General features: G+C 58.3%; 12 protein-coding genes. 11 read left to right on the top strand and 1 reads right to left on the bottom strand.

The features are described 5' to 3' along the window. Nucleotides 1-147 precede the first annotated feature (147 nt). Complete coding sequence (locus HY298_06060) at nt 148-3,603, top strand: hypothetical protein (protein MBI3849840.1); 3,456 nt, start codon at nt 148-150, stop codon at nt 3,601-3,603. A 219-nt stretch (nt 3,604-3,822) separates the two neighbouring features. On the opposite strand, the gene HY298_06055 is transcribed toward HY298_06060, so the two are convergent. Continuing rightward, complete coding sequence (locus HY298_06055) at nt 3,823-5,052, bottom strand: PQQ-like beta-propeller repeat protein (protein ID MBI3849839.1); 1,230 nt, start codon at nt 5,050-5,052, stop codon at nt 3,823-3,825. Between the two features lie 484 nt (nt 5,053-5,536). On the opposite strand from HY298_06055, the gene HY298_06050 reads away from it, so the two are divergent. The 10 genes from HY298_06050 to HY298_06005 all read left to right on the top strand — a co-directional run bounded on the left by HY298_06050 (nt 5,537) and on the right by HY298_06005 (nt 17,631). After that, on the top strand, nt 5,537-5,866 hold the full coding sequence (locus tag HY298_06050) for a cytochrome c (protein MBI3849838.1): 330 nt from the start codon (nt 5,537-5,539) through the stop codon (nt 5,864-5,866). A 174-nt stretch (nt 5,867-6,040) separates the two neighbouring features. Continuing rightward, nucleotides 6,041-7,561, top strand: a complete 1,521-nt coding sequence (locus tag HY298_06045; GenBank protein MBI3849837.1) for a NapC/NirT family cytochrome c — start codon at nt 6,041-6,043, stop codon at nt 7,559-7,561. Next, nucleotides 7,524-9,719: a cytochrome c3 family protein gene (locus HY298_06040; protein MBI3849836.1), complete on the top strand. Its 2,196-nt coding sequence runs from the start codon at nt 7,524-7,526 to the stop codon at nt 9,717-9,719. The genes HY298_06045 and HY298_06040 overlap by 38 nt, the downstream gene beginning before the upstream one ends. Nucleotides 9,720-10,036: 317 nt before the next feature. Continuing rightward, a complete protein-coding gene (locus HY298_06035) occupies nt 10,037-10,495 on the top strand; it encodes a cytochrome c3 family protein (GenBank protein ID MBI3849835.1) in 459 nt (152 codons plus the stop codon). After that, a complete protein-coding gene (locus HY298_06030; protein MBI3849834.1) occupies nt 10,492-11,304 on the top strand; it encodes a 4Fe-4S dicluster domain-containing protein in 813 nt (270 codons plus the stop codon). Before HY298_06035 ends, HY298_06030 begins: the two co-directional genes overlap by 4 nt. Nucleotides 11,305-11,323: 19 nt before the next feature. Further along, complete coding sequence (gene nrfD, locus HY298_06025) at nt 11,324-12,535, top strand: polysulfide reductase NrfD (GenBank protein MBI3849833.1); 1,212 nt, start codon at nt 11,324-11,326, stop codon at nt 12,533-12,535. 164 nt (nt 12,536-12,699) lie between these two features. Beyond that, on the top strand, nt 12,700-14,193 hold the full coding sequence (locus HY298_06020) for an alginate export family protein (protein ID MBI3849832.1): 1,494 nt from the start codon (nt 12,700-12,702) through the stop codon (nt 14,191-14,193). Between the two features lie 609 nt (nt 14,194-14,802). After that, entirely contained in the window at nt 14,803-15,369 is a 567-nt protein-coding gene (locus tag HY298_06015) for a sigma-70 family RNA polymerase sigma factor (protein ID MBI3849831.1), read from the top strand. Nucleotides 15,370-15,417: 48 nt separating this feature from the next. Further along, complete coding sequence (locus HY298_06010) at nt 15,418-15,573, top strand: hypothetical protein (protein ID MBI3849830.1); 156 nt, start codon at nt 15,418-15,420, stop codon at nt 15,571-15,573. Nucleotides 15,574-15,768: 195 nt separating this feature from the next. Next, nucleotides 15,769-17,631, top strand: a complete 1,863-nt coding sequence (locus HY298_06005; GenBank protein ID MBI3849829.1) for an SBBP repeat-containing protein — start codon at nt 15,769-15,771, stop codon at nt 17,629-17,631. The last annotated feature ends 151 nt before the right edge of the window (nt 17,632-17,782 follow it).

The raw sequence follows: 17,782 nt of genomic DNA, 5'->3' as shown, positions 1-17,782 counted from the left end.
TGCCAAAATGTGGCGAGCCACAAAATTGGGAGTGTCAGAGAGTCGCCGTACCTCGTATGAAGCAGCTACTCGCGACTCGGCCTCACCGCCTTGGCCGACAGGACGCTTGGCCAGTGTACCAAGTGTTGGAAACCCCAAAGGAAACCTATGAAAACAATGCGAATCGTTCCCATCGGCCTGGCCGCTCTGGCCGCGGTGTTTTTTCAAAAAGTTCCAGTTTCGGCAGTTGATACGCCACCCTTCATCGAAAGCTTCTCCAAACCCGAATCTGGGGAAATGGAAATCATTTTCTATGGCGGCACCGGCCCGTTTCGGATTGAGATGAGAACTTCCCTCGACCCTTCCGCGTCGTGGGTCAATGTCGCCGGAGCGAGCGCGACCGAGCTTCGTCCAGGCGTGTACCGGGGTCTTATTCCAAGCGGTACCGAGGACATCGCGTTCTATCGGGTCGCGAGCGAAAGTGATGGTATCGCCGAACTGAATGGGTGGACTATTGTGGCGAAAGTTTCCGCTCCTTCCAACGGGCTCTATTTTGTCCAGGGCGAAAGTCCGGTGGTGACCGTCACTATCCTGGATACGTTCGCGCCGCACCTGAGCCTGCGCGAATTCTCCACGCTCAATCTCTACCTGTACGGTCCCCAAGACCCGCGAGAAACTGTGACGGCGGCCAAGTTGCTCAACGCCTCCACTAATCGCGCCGCCAGGCCGCATCATTACATCGATCTCAAGACGAACCCGGACGTTCAGGTCAACAACAATGTGCTCACCTATCGGTTGCGACCCGTGACTGACGAGGCGCCAGGCACCTACCGGATGAGCGTCTGGTCCGTACTGGCGTCGGACCCGATTCAGCAAATTATGAAGTTCGCGGATCTGCAGATCGGCTCCGCCACCGTCGAGAGTCCGGTGGTGGCCAAGACCAAGTGCGCCGCCTGCCACGAAGGACCGATCAGCGGCAAGACATACTTGCATCACATCGACCCATCTGGATCACCCGGGTCAGTGGGCAATTGGTCCCTGGATTTCGAGCCGGTGAAGACCTGCAAGAGTTGTCACAACAATGAGGGCTATGCCGCCTACTCCGATACGAATGCGCCCGGGGGCCGCGTGCCGGATCCCATTGTGCGGCGGGTTCATGGCGTTCACATGGGCGCGGACCTGAAGCTGCCTTTTAACATTGATCCCGCAACGGGCGACTTCAAGGATTACATTCATGTCGAGTTCCCTGCCAATATCCGCAATTGCACGAAATGCCACCTGGACGACCGGTGGAAAACTAATCCCACCCGTACGCTCTGCGTCACCTGCCACGATAACGTTTGGTTCGGCCCCACGGCGCAGACACCCACGGGTATGGAAAACCACCCGGTTCCCTTGTCGGATGACCTAAATTGTTCGTTTTGCCACCCGCCTGATACTGGCGGGTTCATATGGAATGGCAAGGACATGGCAATAGCTGCGGCCCATTATGTGCCTCCAACGGCGATTGGCTATCCTCCACGGGCGATGAATGTGATCGATGTCACGCTGACCCCGCCTGCCAACGGCGAGTTTTATATCGCGGGCGAGCGGCCGGTGGTCACGCTGGTCTTCAAGAACGATGCGGGCAATTCCATTGGCGACCACGCAGTGGTAAACACCACCAACTTCTCCACGGCCAGCCTCTTTGTCTATGGGCCACGCAGCCGCGCGCTGCCGGTGCTGACCAGCCTGGCCAAGCTCGGAGTGGATACCAAACGCGCCTCCGTGACGTGCGCCACCAATGGCCCGTGGGCCATCAACGGGAAGACGTTCAAGATTGGCATCAACGGTACTGCCCCGCAGAATATAACGATCGTAGGGACCAACAGCCTGGTGACGGCGGCACAGGTGGTCGCTTCGCTGAACCCGGTCATCACGAACCTGAACGGCGGCGCCATAGCCTCCGTTTCCGGCTCCAGGGTGAACATCAGGAGCCTGATCCGGGGAGTGGCTGCCCGGATCGAGATCTACAACGGTGACGGTGAGGTCACGACGGCTATGGGCTGGAAGGCCAAGGGTGTGGTCTTGGAACCGGATGTCTTTGTCGCGGCGGTATCCACACCGGGCAATGACCTCCGGCCGATTACGGCGGATCCTCTCGACTTCAACGATCCGATGGTGACGCGCACGACGACGAACATTATGTATCAGTTGGACAATGTGGCAGGTCTCACGCCGGGCACGTATAACATCTATGTCTATTATCTGCCGGTGGCCGGCAAGATACCCGGGATCACCAACCTCACCGGCATCGGGCACCTCATGTTCCAGGTGGGAACGAGCACGCCGGAAAAAAAGATCGCCACAAGCTGCAAGAATTGTCATGGCGACACGATCTGGCACTTGTATGAAGGCCCCATCCATGCCGAGCCGTTCGACACGGATTACTGCACAGCCTGCCACGATTACAGTCATCCCAATACGGGCGACATGTTCAAGAACCAGGGCGGGACTTCGCTCAACGGCTGGAGCGGTTTCGGCGCGATGCCCATCGTCAGGCGAGTCCACGGGGTTCACCGCGGGAATTACCTGGAACATCCGGAGGAGATCTACGCCAATGCGACGGTCGATACCTTCGGCCACATCATCTTCCCGCAGGATATCCGGAACTGCACGAAGTGTCATGCCGAAAGCACCACGTGGAAGCAAAAGCCGGCGCGGATGGTGTGTCTGGCCTGCCACGACAGTGACGCAGCAAAGGTCCACGGCCTGCTCATGACCTATATTCCGGATCCGAACGATCCGTACGGATCGAAGGCGCAGGAATCCTGCGAAGTCTGTCACGGCGCGGACGCGGCGTTCTCACCGGACAAGGTGCATAACATATCGAATCCCTACGTGCCGCCCTACCCGCGGGCGCCGAGAGAAGAGGAGATCATCCGAGTGCTGACTCCCCTCGAGGCCGCGAATGTGGCTCGGGGCGGGGCGCTCTACGACGAGTGGTGGGCGGTGACGGGCGCCGCCGAGCCCAGCACCAATCATCCGTTATGGGCCTCGCGGCCGGACACGACCAGTAACACCCGCACAGGCTCAGTCACTTGGCGGTGTAAGGAGTGCCACGGGTGGGACTACAAGGGAGTGAACGGCGCCTACGGTTCGGGCAGCCACCGGACGGGCATCGGCGGAATCTTCGGCACCACGAAGGCAGCCCAAGAGGTTTTCGATCTAGTCAAGACCGACCACGCGTATGGTGCTGCGGGACTGAGCGACCTGAGCATCTGGGATCTGGTAAAGTTTGTTCTCCAAGGACAGATCAACACGGGGGCGATCATCGACGCGAGCCGTAAATTCACCGGGAGTACAGCTAGGGGACAGACGCTGTATAACTCGGGGATCGGCTCGAACACTTCGTGTATGACCTGCCACGGCCTCGACGGGCTGACCCCACCGCCGGATTATCCCGCGTTTGACCAATACCCCGGATTTCTATCGAACGACAACCCGTGGGAATTCCAGCACAAGGTGCGGTTTGGTCAGCCGGGCAGAGCGATGCCCAGTGCGGTGGCCGGAGGGGGCACGCTCCAGGACGTGGCGGACGTGTCGGCGTACTGCCAGACGCTGCCGGAGTCACCAGGTCCGTAATGGAATGGGGCTTCCGGCGGAGCGGGGCTACGCCCAAGGTGGGCGGCGACGGGCCGCTCACCCTGCCGAACCGTCGGCACCAAGACGATCCCGGCGCCTCGAAAGCGGTGCTCAAAGCACACGCACTCTCTTACGTTGGCGCAACTTCGCATCGGTTATTCCAAAGCGACGGTTTTGTGTTGTTCGCGCGCCAGACGCTTGAGCCACTACAGAGATGCGTCACTCGATCGTCCAGAGCGTCACAGAGTCCTGGTCCTTGACGAACAGTCGATTGCCGGCGACGACGGGGTGGGCGTAGGTCTGCGTGTCCGCGACCTTGAACTTGGCCAGTTCCTCGTATGCCTTGTCGTTGGGCCGGAAGACCGTCAGTTGGGATGTGGCAGTCAACCCCAACAGGACAGAGCCGACGTCAACGATGGACCCGAAATCGCCGCGCCCGCCGGTGGGTTCGACCCACGCTGTCTGCCCAGTCAGGGCGTTAATGCAGAAGAATTTACCGCGCTGCGAGAGGCCGAAAATCAGACCGTTCTTGAGGACCGGCGAGTTAAACGCAACGGAGTTGTCCGGATTGGCCCACAACGCCCTGGCGGCGAAGTGGTCCCCCTGCTTCTCGATCTTCACCGCCTTGGTGCCGCGGCCCTGCCCGCAGTAGATCACCGTTTGCCCATCGACGATTGGCGTGGCGGCGTTGTAAGCCATGCCCTTTGCCTCGAATGGGGTTTGCCACAGCAGCTTCCCATCGGCTGCGTCAATACCGACCATGCTCCGTGCCGTCTGCGTGATGATCATCTTGCTGCTCCCGGCTGAAAGCGGCACGGGCGAGGCGTAGGCCGGGCCTTCGCCAGCCCATTTCCACTTCGGCTCACCGGCGACAAGGTCATACGCGACCAAGGTGCCCTTGTTTTCCTTGCCGAGATGCACGATGGCCAGACCGTCCACGATGAGCGGCGACATTGCAGTGTGAAACTGGGGCCAGGCGCCCGGGAAATCGTCTTTGCGCCACAGCATTTTGCCCGAGGCGGTATCGAGGCAGGAGACGGTTCCGCCGACGCCAAGGGTGACAACTCTTTCGTTTGCCACGGAAGGCGAGCTTCTGGGGCCGCCGTGTCCCACGTCGGGCCCCGACACGGCGGGCGCTGCATACTTGTCCTGCCACAGTACTTTTCCGGTGCGGGCGTCCAGGCAGCGCGTGATCTCCTCGGCCTCCTGCCGCGCGAAGACAAAGAGTTTGTCGCTCACCAGGGCCGGCGTGGCGTCACCCGCGCCGACTTCGACCTTCCACTTCCGGGTCAGCTCTTTGGGCCAGGTTTTCGGCGCGGAAAATCCGCTGACCTTGCCGTCTCGATTCGGTCCGCGCCACTGAGGCCAATCCTGTGCCCTCGCGCCGCAAGCAATTATCACAACCACGCCGCTCGCAATCGCTGTCATTACTCGATTCACATTTTTCATGGTAGCTCCCGTTCAGTTGTTTCTGGAGGCGATTTTGCCTTTTTGAAATGTATCGGAGCATACGCTTGATCGGGCCGTCAGCTAAAGAAGAAACTCACCAATTGAGAGTTGGCGCGCGTTCCCAATCTCGCCCTCCACCACCTGGTGCTGGTGAACTGTGGTGATTTCGCCTCACCGGAAGACGCGGCGATATTTGGCGCGCGAGTGCGCCTGACATTTCCAAGGAAGAGGACTACGCGGCATTTTGTGAAATGGCGGACCAGCTTGGCGGTGGCAAACCTGTGTGAAGCGCCCGGGAGGAGGCGTCACTGGCTGATTTTCCATTACGCCAAGAAATGTTCAACCATTGCCAAAATCGGAATTGCCAGCGGCTCTCCGGGCCGCGAAAGTGAATATGTGAAAAGGGCGCGGCATTTCGCCAGCCATTCCGGGAAGACGAAAGCCGGCAGCCCAACCAGGTAAGAAACTGAAAATTGAAACTCGTATGAAAAAACTACTCGCACTCGGCCTCACCGCCTTCGTCGCCGCGACAGTGTCCGCGAGCGCCGCCGACGCCAAGGCCACCTATGAAAAAGACTGCGCCAAGTGTCACGGCGTGGACGGCAAGGGCCAGACCAAAATGGGCCAGAAACTCGGCGCGAAGGATTACACGGACGCCAAAGTCCAGGCCGAGTTGAAGGACGAAGCCGCGATCAAAGCCATCAAGGAAGGTCTGAAAGATAAAGATGGCAAAGTCCTGATGAAACCGGCGGAAGGATTGTCCGACGCCGACATCAAGGCGCTCGTGGCTCACATGCGGACGTTCAAGAAGTAAGTCCGCACTCTCCACGTTCCAAGCGTTCCTGGAATTGACGCGGTTGGCGGACAATGCTTCCATCATTGCCCGCTGACCCCGGTTGGAGTTGTTGTGTATCCATGCCGCGACCAGTTGCGAAAATATGCGAAGCGCAAAGCAAAAACATGACCGGGCTTCCGACCTGTTCACGACATGAACACTGAGAATCCCATCCCAACTCGTCGCACTCCCTCGCTGCTGCGCAACTGGATCAGTCTGACGGGACTCGTCATCATCATCGGCAGCCTGTTCTCGTTCCTCCTGTTGTTCTTCTTTGACACGATCGCGCATTTCTCCAATCCGTACATTGGTCTCCTCACTTACGTTATCGCGCCAGGATTCCTGTTTCTCGGTTTGTTCCTGGGGATTGTTGGCGTGCTTCGCGCGCGGAAGAAGTTGGGACAGTCGGTTGGATTGTTGCCCAAAGTGGTGGTGGACCTCTCGCGTCCGCGCGACCGGAAAATCATGGGTTTGTTCATTGCGGGTACCATTATTTTCCTCCTGCTCTCGGCGGTGGGCAGCTATCACACGTATCATTTCACCGAATCGGTGCAGTTTTGCGGGCAGGCGTGTCATACCGTGATGAAGCCTGAACTGGTCACCTACGAGCACGGCTCGCACGCGCGCGTGGCGTGTGTGCAATGTCACATCGGGCCGGGCGCCGAATGGTTCGTAAAGGCGAAAATCTCCGGCACGTATCAGCTTTACGCGGTGGCCTTCAACAAATATCCCCGCCCCGTGCCGACTCCGATCAAGAATCTGCGTCCCGCGCAGGAAACCTGCGAGCAATGTCACTGGCCGAAGAAATTCGTCGGCAATCTGGATCGCACCTACAACTATTTTCTCGGCGAGGAAACCAACACGCCGTTTTCCGTGCGCCTGACGATGAAGGTCGGCGGCGGGGATCCCACGCACGGGCCGGTGGGCGGGATTCACTGGCACATGAATGTCGGCAACCAAGTTCAATATTATGCGGCGACGAACGTAAACGGGACGTGGATTGCCGACGAGCAACGGCAGAGCATTCCGTGGGTGCGCATCGTGAATTCACAAGGCGTCGTCACGGAATTCCGCAAACCCAATTTCACCAACGCGGTGCCGGAGAGCGAATTACGCACGATGGACTGCATGGATTGCCACAATCGTCCGGCGCACAAATACATGTCGCCCGACAAGGCGGTGAACTTGGCCATGTCGCTCGAAGACCAGATTGACAGGACATTGCCATGGATCAAGACCAACGCTGTGTATGCGCTTACGCGAAACTACACGAACGAGACGCTCGCCTTGCAGGGGATTGCCACGATTCTGGCGGCGCAATATCCGGCGGATAGATTTCCCACCAAGCAGGAAAGCGTGCGCAAAACCATCGGCATCGTGCAGCGGATCTATCGCGACAACTTTTTTCCGGAGATGAAGGCGTCCTGGGACAAGTATCCGGACAACATCGGTCACATGATCTGGCCGGGCTGTTTCCGCTGTCATGATGGCAAGCATATTGCCGCTGACGGCAAACGCAGTATCAAGGCGAGTGATTGCAACACCTGCCACACCATCCTCGCGCAAGGCAGCGGTGCGGAACTCAATTTGCTCACGCCTGGCGGACAGAAATTCAAACATCCGGGAGACGAAGTCGATGGCGCCTGTAACGATTGTCACACGGGCGGGCTTTGAACGCGGCGACTTGATTTGGAATCGGGGCGCGGCGCGCGGACCGCACGGGAATTGGAAAAGAAAACTTTTTTCCTTCACGCTGATTTGCTGCCTGGTGACGCCAGCCTTCGCGGCGGATAAGATTTCCAACGCCGATTGCCTCGATTGCCATCTTGACCCCGCCACGACGCACAAGGTGAATGGGAAAGTCGTCCCGCTGCTTTTTCCGACGAACGCCTTCAACAAATCCATCCATGCCAGGTTGGATTGCATTGATTGCCACGAGGGCATCAAGGACTTGGTGCACCCGAGCAAGCTGCCGGCACCGAATTGCTCGGGTTGTCATGAAAAGGAAGGCAAGGACTATGCGACGAGCATCCACGGCGCGAGCCACACGCTGGGCGCGTCAGGCGCTGCGAGTTGTTGGAGCTGCCACGGCTCGCATGAAATCGGTCCGGTCAAGCTGGCTGACTCGCCCGTCTTCAAACTCAATCTGCCAAACACCTGCGCCATCTGCCACACCAACGCCGGCCTCACGAAGGAATACCAGATGAAGTTTCCAGAGGCGGCGGCGCAATATAAGGACAGCATCCACGGCCGCGCGCTGCTCAAGATGGGACTCATCATCGCACCGTCGTGCAACGATTGTCACGGCGTTCATGACATCAAGCGTGGCGTGGATCGCGACGCGCCCATCAATCACGCCAACGTCGCCAAGACCTGCGGCAAATGTCATCTCGGCATCGAGCAAACCTACGCACAAAGCATCCACGGCCAGTTGCTCGCCAAGGGCGACAAGCGAGGGCCGGTCTGCACTGATTGCCACACTGCGCACGAAGTCGAGACGCCCAAGAACGGTCATTTCAAAATGGCCAGCGATGCGCGTTGCGGCAAATGCCACGAAGATCGCCTCGAACATTATCGTGACACGTACCACGGCAAAGCCATGGCGCTGGGCAGACCAACGGTCGCCTCCGCGGTTGCCGCGTGCTATGACTGCCACGGCCACCACGACGTGCTGCCGCCGTCCATTCCCGCGTCGCGCCTGTCGCCCTCGAACATCCTCGCGACGTGTCAGCAGTGTCATCCAACGGCGACGGCAAAATTCACCGAATACAAGCCGCACGCGAATCCGCTCGACGCGAAAAACTACCCGGCGCTCCATTGGACTTTTATCTTCATGACTTCACTGCTCGTCGGAGTGTTTGTTTTCTTCGGCGCGCATACCATCGCGTGGCTGACCCGCGCGGCCTATCTCTACTGGCACGACTCGAAGAAGTTTCGCGATGCAAAGGTCGCGACGCAGAATGGCGATGAATGGTTCACGCGTTTTGTGCCGTTTGAGCGCTTCCTGCATCTCCTCGTCGTGACGAGTTTTCTGCTTTTGGTCATCACTGGCATGCCGCTCAAGTTTTACTACACGGACTGGGCAAAGATTTTGTTCCAGTATATCGGCGGCGCGGAAACGGCGCGCGCACTGCATCACTTTGGGGCGATGGTGACGTTCGCCTATTTTGGACTGCACGTCGTATCGCTCGTTGGCCGGTGCTGGAAAGGCCGGGCAAGAATTCGCAATGCGCAAACCGGCAGTTTCAGTTTCAAACAGCTATGGGATGTTCTTTTCGGCCCGGACTCGATGATACCATCGTGGCAGGACTGGCGCGATTTCGTCGCGCACAACAAATGGTTCTTCGGCAAGGGGGAGAAGCCATGTTTCGACCGCTGGACGTATTGGGAGAAGTTTGATTACTTCGCGGTGTTCTGGGGCGTTGCGATCATCGGCGCGTCGGGCTTGATCTTGTGGTTCCCGGTTTTCTTTACGAAGTTCCTGCCGGGCTGGCTCATCAACATCGCGCTCATCATTCACTCGGACGAAGCGCTGCTCGCCGCGGGCTTCATTTTCTCGATTCACTTTTTCAACACGCATTTCCGCATCGAGAAATTTCCGATGGACACCGTGATCTTCTCGGGTCGCATTTCGAAGGCGGAAATGCTGCACGACCGCAAGCGGTGGTACGACCGGCTGGTGGCCGAAGGCCGGTTGGACCAGCACCGCGCCAAAGGCGACTGGGAAGGGTGGAAGAACATTGCGCGTTCCTTCGGCTATTTTTTCCTGGGCCTCGGCCTCCTCCTTCTCGTGCTCATCATCTATGCGATGGTGTCGCGCCTGGCGCATTAAGCCGCGCTCAACCTTGGATTTCATTCTGCGGTAGCCAATGATGATGGCCGCGCTGGACCAGAAGCACGCGGCGCACGAGTGGAGCGGCTGGCCTCCCTCGCCCGGTCGGTTTCCTGCCCGACAGTTTCCTCACACTATGACGACCGATCGACAGATGATCGGCTTGAGTTCGCCGCTGCGCCAAAAAATAAGAAGGACTCGCCAATTCCGGTGCAGCATGGCCGGAGGCGACCGCATACGTTCGCAGCGCGATGGTAATGCTGGAGACTGTCAATAGATGAGAACTGCACCCAACCGACGAGAAAAGGATACCCACGATGCGGCGACTCTTTAAATTGCCGCCCCAGATTGTCCGCCTGGTCCTGCTCACCATCGGTATTGTCACCGTCTATTGTACCGCGCGATTTTTTCTTACTCCGCCAACGTTCGCGCAGTATGGCTGGTTTCGCGGCGATGCCTTGGCGGAAATAGCGGCGCGTGAACCGGTCCATGCCGGCAAGAAGGCCTGCGATGAGTGCCATTCCGAAGAATACCAGAAGGTCGCCAAGTTTGAGCACAAGACTGTCTCGTGCGAAGCCTGTCACGGGGTGGGCAAACCCCACGCTGACAATCCAGATACGCCGATTGCGAAACTGGCCTTCAGCCGTTGCGTACGCTGCCATGAAGCTGATCCCTCGCGACCAAAATGGTTGAAACAGATCAATTCGCGCAACCATTACACGGGCCAGCGCTGCACCGAATGCCACATTCCTCATCAACCGAACGAAGTGCCATGAAGCAACAATTCACACGCCGCAATCTTCTGACCACGTTGACCGGGGTGCTGGCGGGTCTGGCCACATGGCCGGTGGCACGCACCGCCAAGGCAGCCGTCCAAAAATTCTTCGTCTCAACCCAGGCGCCCGGCGGTTACGATCCGACCAAACACAAATGGCTCATGGCGATTGATGTGGATCGCTGCATCGGCTGCGGGCTTTGTGTTGAAGCGTGCAAGAAGGAAAACAACGTGCCCGAAGGCGAAAGTTATTTCCGCACCTGGATTGAACGCTACACCATCACCAAACCAAAGGCGGGTTCGGGTGAAACCCGCGGCGAAGTCTTCGTGGATTCCCCGAATGGCGGAATTCATGGTTTTCCGCCCAATACAATTCCCAAGGACCAAATCCTGAAATCCTTCTTCGTGCCCAAGCTGTGCAACCTTTGCCAGCACTCGCCCTGCTCTCAGGTTTGCCCGGTCGGCGCCACCTTTGACACCCCCGATGGCGCGGTCCTGGTGGATCCGAAGTATTGTATCGGGTGCGGCTTTTGCGTCCAAGCGTGTCCGTACGGCTGTCGCTTTTTGAATCCCATCACCAAGACGGCCGAGAAGTGTTCGCTTTGCTACCACCGCATCACGCGTGGATTGCTGCCGGCCTGCGTTGAAGTGTGCCCCGGACAGGCCCGCATCTTCGGGGATTTGAAGAATCTGTCGCCCGACGACCCCATCCAGCGTTTTTTCGAAAGCAACAAGGCGCAGAGCCTGAAGCCGCACCTCGGCACTGGTCCCCGCGTGCTCTACGCCGAATTGGACAAGGAGGTCAGATAACATGGAAGCGACAAATATTATGGTGGACGTGCTGCCGAGGTTTGAAGGTTTTGTCTATCCAAACGAACGCACTCTGCATCCGCTATGGAGTGTGCTCATTGTGCTGTATCCTTACATCACTGGTTTGGTGGCCGGCGCCTTCATCATGGCATCCCTGGTCCGCGTCTTCAAAGTCAAGCCGCTCGAACCGGTGTACCGGCTCTCATTGCTGACCGCGCTGGCTTTCCTGCTCTGCGCGCCCTTGCCGCTGCTGTTTCATCTGGGTCACCCGGAGCGCTCCTTTGAAATCATGATGACGCCGCACCTCAGTTCTCCAATGGCGATGTTCGGGTTTGTCTATGCGTGGTACTTGATGGCGGTGTTGCTGCTGGAATTATGGTTTGATTACCGCCACGATTTTGTCGAATGGTCGAAAACCGAGAGTGGCTTCCGGGGCATTCTTTACCGCGCGTTCACGCTCGGCGTGGACGATACCCACGATGAGGCCTTGCGGCTGGATGCGCGGATGGGTCGCATCATTTCAATCGTGGGAATTCCGTCGGCATTTTTGCTGCACGGCTATGTCGGCTTCATCTTCGGCTCGGTCAAAGCCAATCCGTGGTGGGGCAATGTCTTGATGCCGATCATTTTCATTCTGTCGGCCATTGTCTCCGGCATGGCGCTGTGCGTTTTTGTTTACATGATTCTATGCTGGGCGCGACGCACGCCGGTGGACATCCGGTGCCTCGATATGATGGTCACCTTCCTTTTTTATGCCTTGATGATCGATGCCACAATCGAGGGTCTCGATTGGATGCATCGGCTCTATTCGGCGGACGAATCGATCCAGGTCCTAAAATCACTGGCTTCCGGGAAACTGTTTTACACGCTGCTGGTCGGCCAGGCCTGTCTGGGCACGGCAGTGCCCTTGGTCCTGCTCGGATTAAATCAGCTTTTCCGCAAGCGCATTGCCGTCCTGGTTCGGGAACGGATGTATTTCGCCAGTTCCGTGCTGATCCTGATTGGCGTGCTGGCGATGCGGTGGAATGTGGTCATCGGCGGCCAGCTTTTCTCCAAGAGCCTGCGCGGTTTCATGAGTTACAAGATTGAGTTCGCCGGGCATGAAGGCTGGATGTTGTCCCTCGCCATTCTGTGCCTCCCTTTCATCTTGTTGGCGATTCTGGTGAAATATTTTTTGGACACCAAACTCCCGGTCGCGGAACCAGTGGAAACGCATCCTTCGCCACATTGATCCCAGCCAGCGTCTCCGGAACTGGCTTGAACTTCGCGCGTGCCAAAGCGAACCGTCGCCAATCATTCACGCCCGTTGCAGATCTGCCGCACACTTACTGGTTTCATGTTTGGTCCCATTTGGTAATTCTTGTCGCGTTGCCATCAGAATCGAAATCGAAAACCATGAATGAAAATCTGCCGACTCTTGCCGCCGGCGCTCTGGTGCTCGCCCTGACCGCCGGTGTTTACGCCGATGACAAACCGACTGTTGATTCAATCAAACAGCCAACGTCGCCACCGGCGCAGGCCAGCGCCGGTCTGGTCAACGATTGGTTGCGCGAAGAATCTTCCTTCTTCGATCCGTGGGACCTCGGCGGCCAGTTCCGCACCCGCTTCGAGCATAAGGAGCACTTCGCCATTGGCGGCACTCCCGGCTCATTTGATTTTCGGGAAAGCGGAGCGGACACGGACAATACCTATCTCCTGTTCCGAGAGAAAGTGCATCTCGGCTACACGCCTTGTCCGTGGTTCACCGCCTTCGTCGAAGGTCGCGACAGCTTCGAGCAACATGACGACCGCAATCCCGATCCCGAGTCGGATAGATTCGACCTGAATCAGGCCTGGTTGAGGTTCGGTAACGCGACGGAATTTCCGCTGACCGCCAAGGTGGGTCGTCAGGAATTGGCCTATGGGGATGAACGATTGATTGGGACGTCCGACTGGAACAATTTGGGACGTGTGTTCGATGCCGCCAAACTTCGATATGAGAACGAAGACCTCTGGATGGATGTCTTTTCGAGTCGAGTGGTCCTGGTCGATGACAACAATTTCAACGTCTCGAATGATTACGATTATCTCTCCGGCATTTATGCTTCCACGCGAACGCTCGTGCCGAAGCAGGAAACGCAATTTTATTTCTTGTCGCGCAATACGAGCGCGGACTCGCCCAACGCCACTTCGGGTTCACCGCAAGCCGGCGGGCCGGCGGCGCGCGACATCTACACCGCCGGGCTGCGCGTCAAATCATTGCCCGGTGGCTATGGCGGGTGGGATTACTCTGCAGAAGTGGCCGGGCAGTTTGGCCGGATCAAGGAAACCGCCGGCCCGCAGGCGGGAGTGAACCTCGACCACGAAGCGTTGGCGGTCACCGCGAGCGGGGGTTACACCTGGACCAAAGCCTTCGGCTCGCCGCGCGTTGGACTGGAATACAACTACGCCAGCGGTGACCGCAATCCGAATGACGGCAAACACGAAACCTTTGAAAACCTGTTCCCTACGAACCACAAGTTTTACGGTCTCATGGATTTCTTTTCCTGGCAGAACATCCACAACCTTCACCTGACCTCCTCGTTCAAGCCGTGCAAAAAGCTGACCTTGACCGCCAGCTACGATTTCTTCTGGCTCGCCGACACACACGATAACTTCTACACCTCGGCGGGTGCGCGACGCGGTGGCGTGACGCCAACGCCGGGCACGGGCTATGGAATCAACCCAACTTACAGCAACTATGTTGGTTCGGAGTTGGACTTGATCGGCACCTATGCGATCAAGCCCTACGCCAGCGCGCAAGTCGGCTATGGTCACTTCTTTATCGGCGATTACGTGAAAAGCTCGCTCTCCGCCATCGGTTCGAGTGATGCGGATTTTGTTTACGTCCAGGTGTTGTTTGCGTTTTGAGCGCCAGTGCCTCACGAAAGTCTCCCGCCTGCCATACCAAGAAATAGCCTGTCTTTGCCAAATTTGGTGAAGCGCAATCGCCAGTAACGGCGTCAATCTCAGCCGTAATAACACCAATACTGGAAACAAGTAATGCCTGTTTCATACCGTCCTGGAAACCAACAGACAGCCCTGAGACAAACTGGAGAATCCAAACCACGAAAACCAAGTTTAATTCAAACCCGGCGCTCAACGCGAAGGTGGAAACGTGCAAAGACACAGCGCAGCAAGGCCGCCCCCAAAGGAGCGCGGACAGCCTTGTTCGCGCGAAGCTCGCGTCGGGGAAGAAACTCGCGGACAAGACTGTCCGCGCTCCTGGAAAATCTTCGCAGAACGCGACGATGTTACGAGATAGCGCGGCGTCGGTGATGAACGGGCCTGACGCTCCAATTGGTGTGGGAGAATTCACCGCGCGGTGTGTCGCTGCGCTCGTTGACCTGCAAGTGCGTTGGCTGGAACCATCCCGAACCGTCCACTCTAGGTTTGAAGTGCGAGGCGAATGGATTCTCAATCAAACTGGATCACCACCGGGTGGAGTGCAAACGGGTGCGGCATTGGGAGGAGTGCTTTATTGCTGAGGTCACTCAAATCCTGACGGCGATTGAGCGGGGCGAAACCAGCGCGGCAGAAGACTTGTTGCCTTTGGTCTATGCCGAACTGCGCCACCTTGCTGCTCGCAAGCTTTCCCACGAGAAACCCGGCCAAACCCTCCAGGCCACTGCCCTCGTCCATGAAGCGTGGCTGCGTCTGACGCGGGAAGACGGACGGAATTGGAATGGCTCCCGCCACTTTTTCTTTGCCGCGGCCGAGGCCATGCGCCGCATCCTCATCGAGAACGCCCGGCACAAGCAGTGCCTCAAACACGGTGGCCAGATGCAGCGCGTCAACCTCGAAGATTTCATCCCGGCCAGCCCGATGCGAGCGGATGAATTGCTGGCCCTGGACGAAGCGCTGGAACGGCTGGCAACGGAGGATGCCGAGGCTGCCCGGTTGGTGGAGTTGCGGTTTTTCGCCGGACTGGGCCACCAGGAAGCCGCCGAGGTCATGGGCATTTCGCGTCGCGCGGCGGACGGGCTTTGGGCTTACGCGCGGACGTGGCTGTTCGCGGAGATGCGGCGTGATCGAGTTGAGAGTTGAAGGTTGGGGGTGCAAATGGTGAACCATCACTGTGACAAAGGAAGTTCGATGCCGGGTTTGGTAGGGCGCGTCACTCCGTGCGCGCCATTCGGTGCGACGATTGCCAATCTGCGGCGCGCACGGAGTGGCGCGCCCTACCAGCCGGCGTTGATCGAGTTTGGTTTGTCGGTGCAAACGGACGCGTGGCGTCGCTTTATCAAATGATGGGCGGGCAACAGAATGGACTGCGGCCATGAAAAAGCAGATTGAACAGAAGGCAACGAAGCCAACGAAGGAGAGCAGAATTCTTCGTTCCCTTCGTTTGCTTCTGTGGATCCGCGAAATGCAACGCTCAACTTCAACTTCTCGTCGCGCCAAAGTGAAACGGCGGCGGATGAACCTTCAACCAGAACCAATCGCATGAAAACACAAAACGCACTTCGGTTAGAATGGCTCGCCAGAGATTTGATGTCCGGGGGATTGATGGCAGTCCTGCTCGGCCTGACGGCAGCGCAAACCCATGCTCAGGCCATCCAAGCCTGGGTGCAGCGCTATGACGGACCGGCCAACAACCTTGACTACGCGACGCAGTTGGCCGTGGACACGAACGGCAACGTGTATGTCACAGGCGGCTCGCATGGCGGCGATCCGCTTTCCGGCGGCAGTGGCATGGACTACGCGACAATCGCCTATTCTAGTGCGGGGGTGCCGTTGTGGACCAATTACTACAACGGCCCGGCAAACAATTATGACCGGGCCTATGCCATTGCGGTGGAGGCGAGCGGCAACGTGGTCGTGACCGGCGGTGAGGGCTCTGCGAGCGGTTCCGTCGTCGCGACGATCAAGTATTCGAGTGAAGGGATCCCGTTGTGGACCAACCGGGCCACTTCTGGCCACGGATACGCCGTGGCGCTGGACGCCAGCAACAACGTGATAGTAATGGGCTTCCCCGCGTCCGGTTTAGGGTGCTTGACGATCAAGTATTCGAGCACCGGGGCTTTGTTGTGGTCGAGAACTTATAGTGATTACATCAGCGTCAGTGGCCCGATCACACTGGCTGTGGACGGCAGCAGCAATGTGTTTGTGGTAGGCAGCATATCCTCAAACGGCCAATACGCCGGCGAATACCTGACGATCAAGTATTCGAGTGCGGGAGCGCTGTTGTGGACCAGAAGGTACAAGGGGCCGGGAACCGGCGCGGGAAACTGGGCCAACGGCGTGGCAGTGGACGCCAGCGGCAACGTGTATGTGACCGGCCAATCGGCTGGGACTGGTGGCAGCGAACCCCATTATGATTTCGCGACGATCAAGTACTCAGACGCGGGCGTGCCGCTGTGGACCAACTGCTACAACGGGCCGGTAATTGCTGACAACGACTGTGCCATGGCCATTGCGGTGGACGCGAGCGGCAATGTAGTCGTGACGGGCTGGTCGGCTGGCGTCGGAGGTTTGGACTACGCCACGATCAAATACTCAAGCGCTGGGGTACCCTTGTGGACCAACCGCCTTAGCGGGGGATCGGATACCTCCGCCTTGGCATTGGACGCCCGCGGGAATGTCTATGTGACGAATCCCTCCGGTGGCGACTACCTGACCTTCGCGTATTCAAGCTCAGGGGTGCCGTTGTGGACCAACCGCTACAACGGCCCGGGAAACGACGAGGACAGTCCCTCCTCAATAGCGGCAGACGCCAGCGGCAGCGTCTACGTGACGGGCCGTTCGGGTGGCAGCGTTGGAGATGCGACTATGGCGGACTGGGCCACTCTGAAATATGTCACCCCGGCCATCATCAGCCGCCAGCCCCTCAGCCAGACCAACGCCGTCGGCACCGCCGTCAGCTTCACCGTCGAGGCCGCGGGCAACGTGCCGCTCGGTGGTTACCAGTGGCGCCGGCAGGGAACGAATCTGGTGAACGGCGGCAACCTCTCCGGCGTCACGACCACGAATCTCCTGATCGCCAATGTGCAACTTGCGGACGCAGCCGGCTACTCCGTCGTGGTCACGAACGTTTACGGCAGCGTGACCAGCAGCGTAGCCCAGTTGACGGTTTACATTCCGCCCAACCCCGGCCGGTTCACCAACTTCTCGTATTCGCCGGTCATGGGCTTCAGTTTCATCTTCCGCGACGGCACCGTTGGCCGGCCGTACCGAATCCAGGTCTCATCCTCGCTGGCGGGCGGTTGGCTTGACTGGCAGAGCTTCAATTACCTCGGCCCGGTCGGCTTCAGCGACCTGGGTGCGCTCGAAACCACGAACCGCTTCTACCGCGCGATCAGCCCCTGACCGTCCGCAACTGGATCGGGAAGTGAATCATGGAAACCCGGATTGAACAGAAGGCCGCGAAGGCAACGAAGCAGGAAAGGATTCTGCCGCCGACATTTAGTCGTCCCGCCTTCGTTCCCTTCGTTTGCTTCTGTGAATTCGGTGGATCGAG

It is taken from the genome of Verrucomicrobiota bacterium, from assembly GCA_016200005.1.
In the GTDB taxonomy this organism is placed as follows: domain Bacteria; phylum Verrucomicrobiota; class Verrucomicrobiia; order Limisphaerales; family PALSA-1396; genus PALSA-1396.
This window is presented reverse-complemented; position numbering and strand designations above follow the sequence as displayed.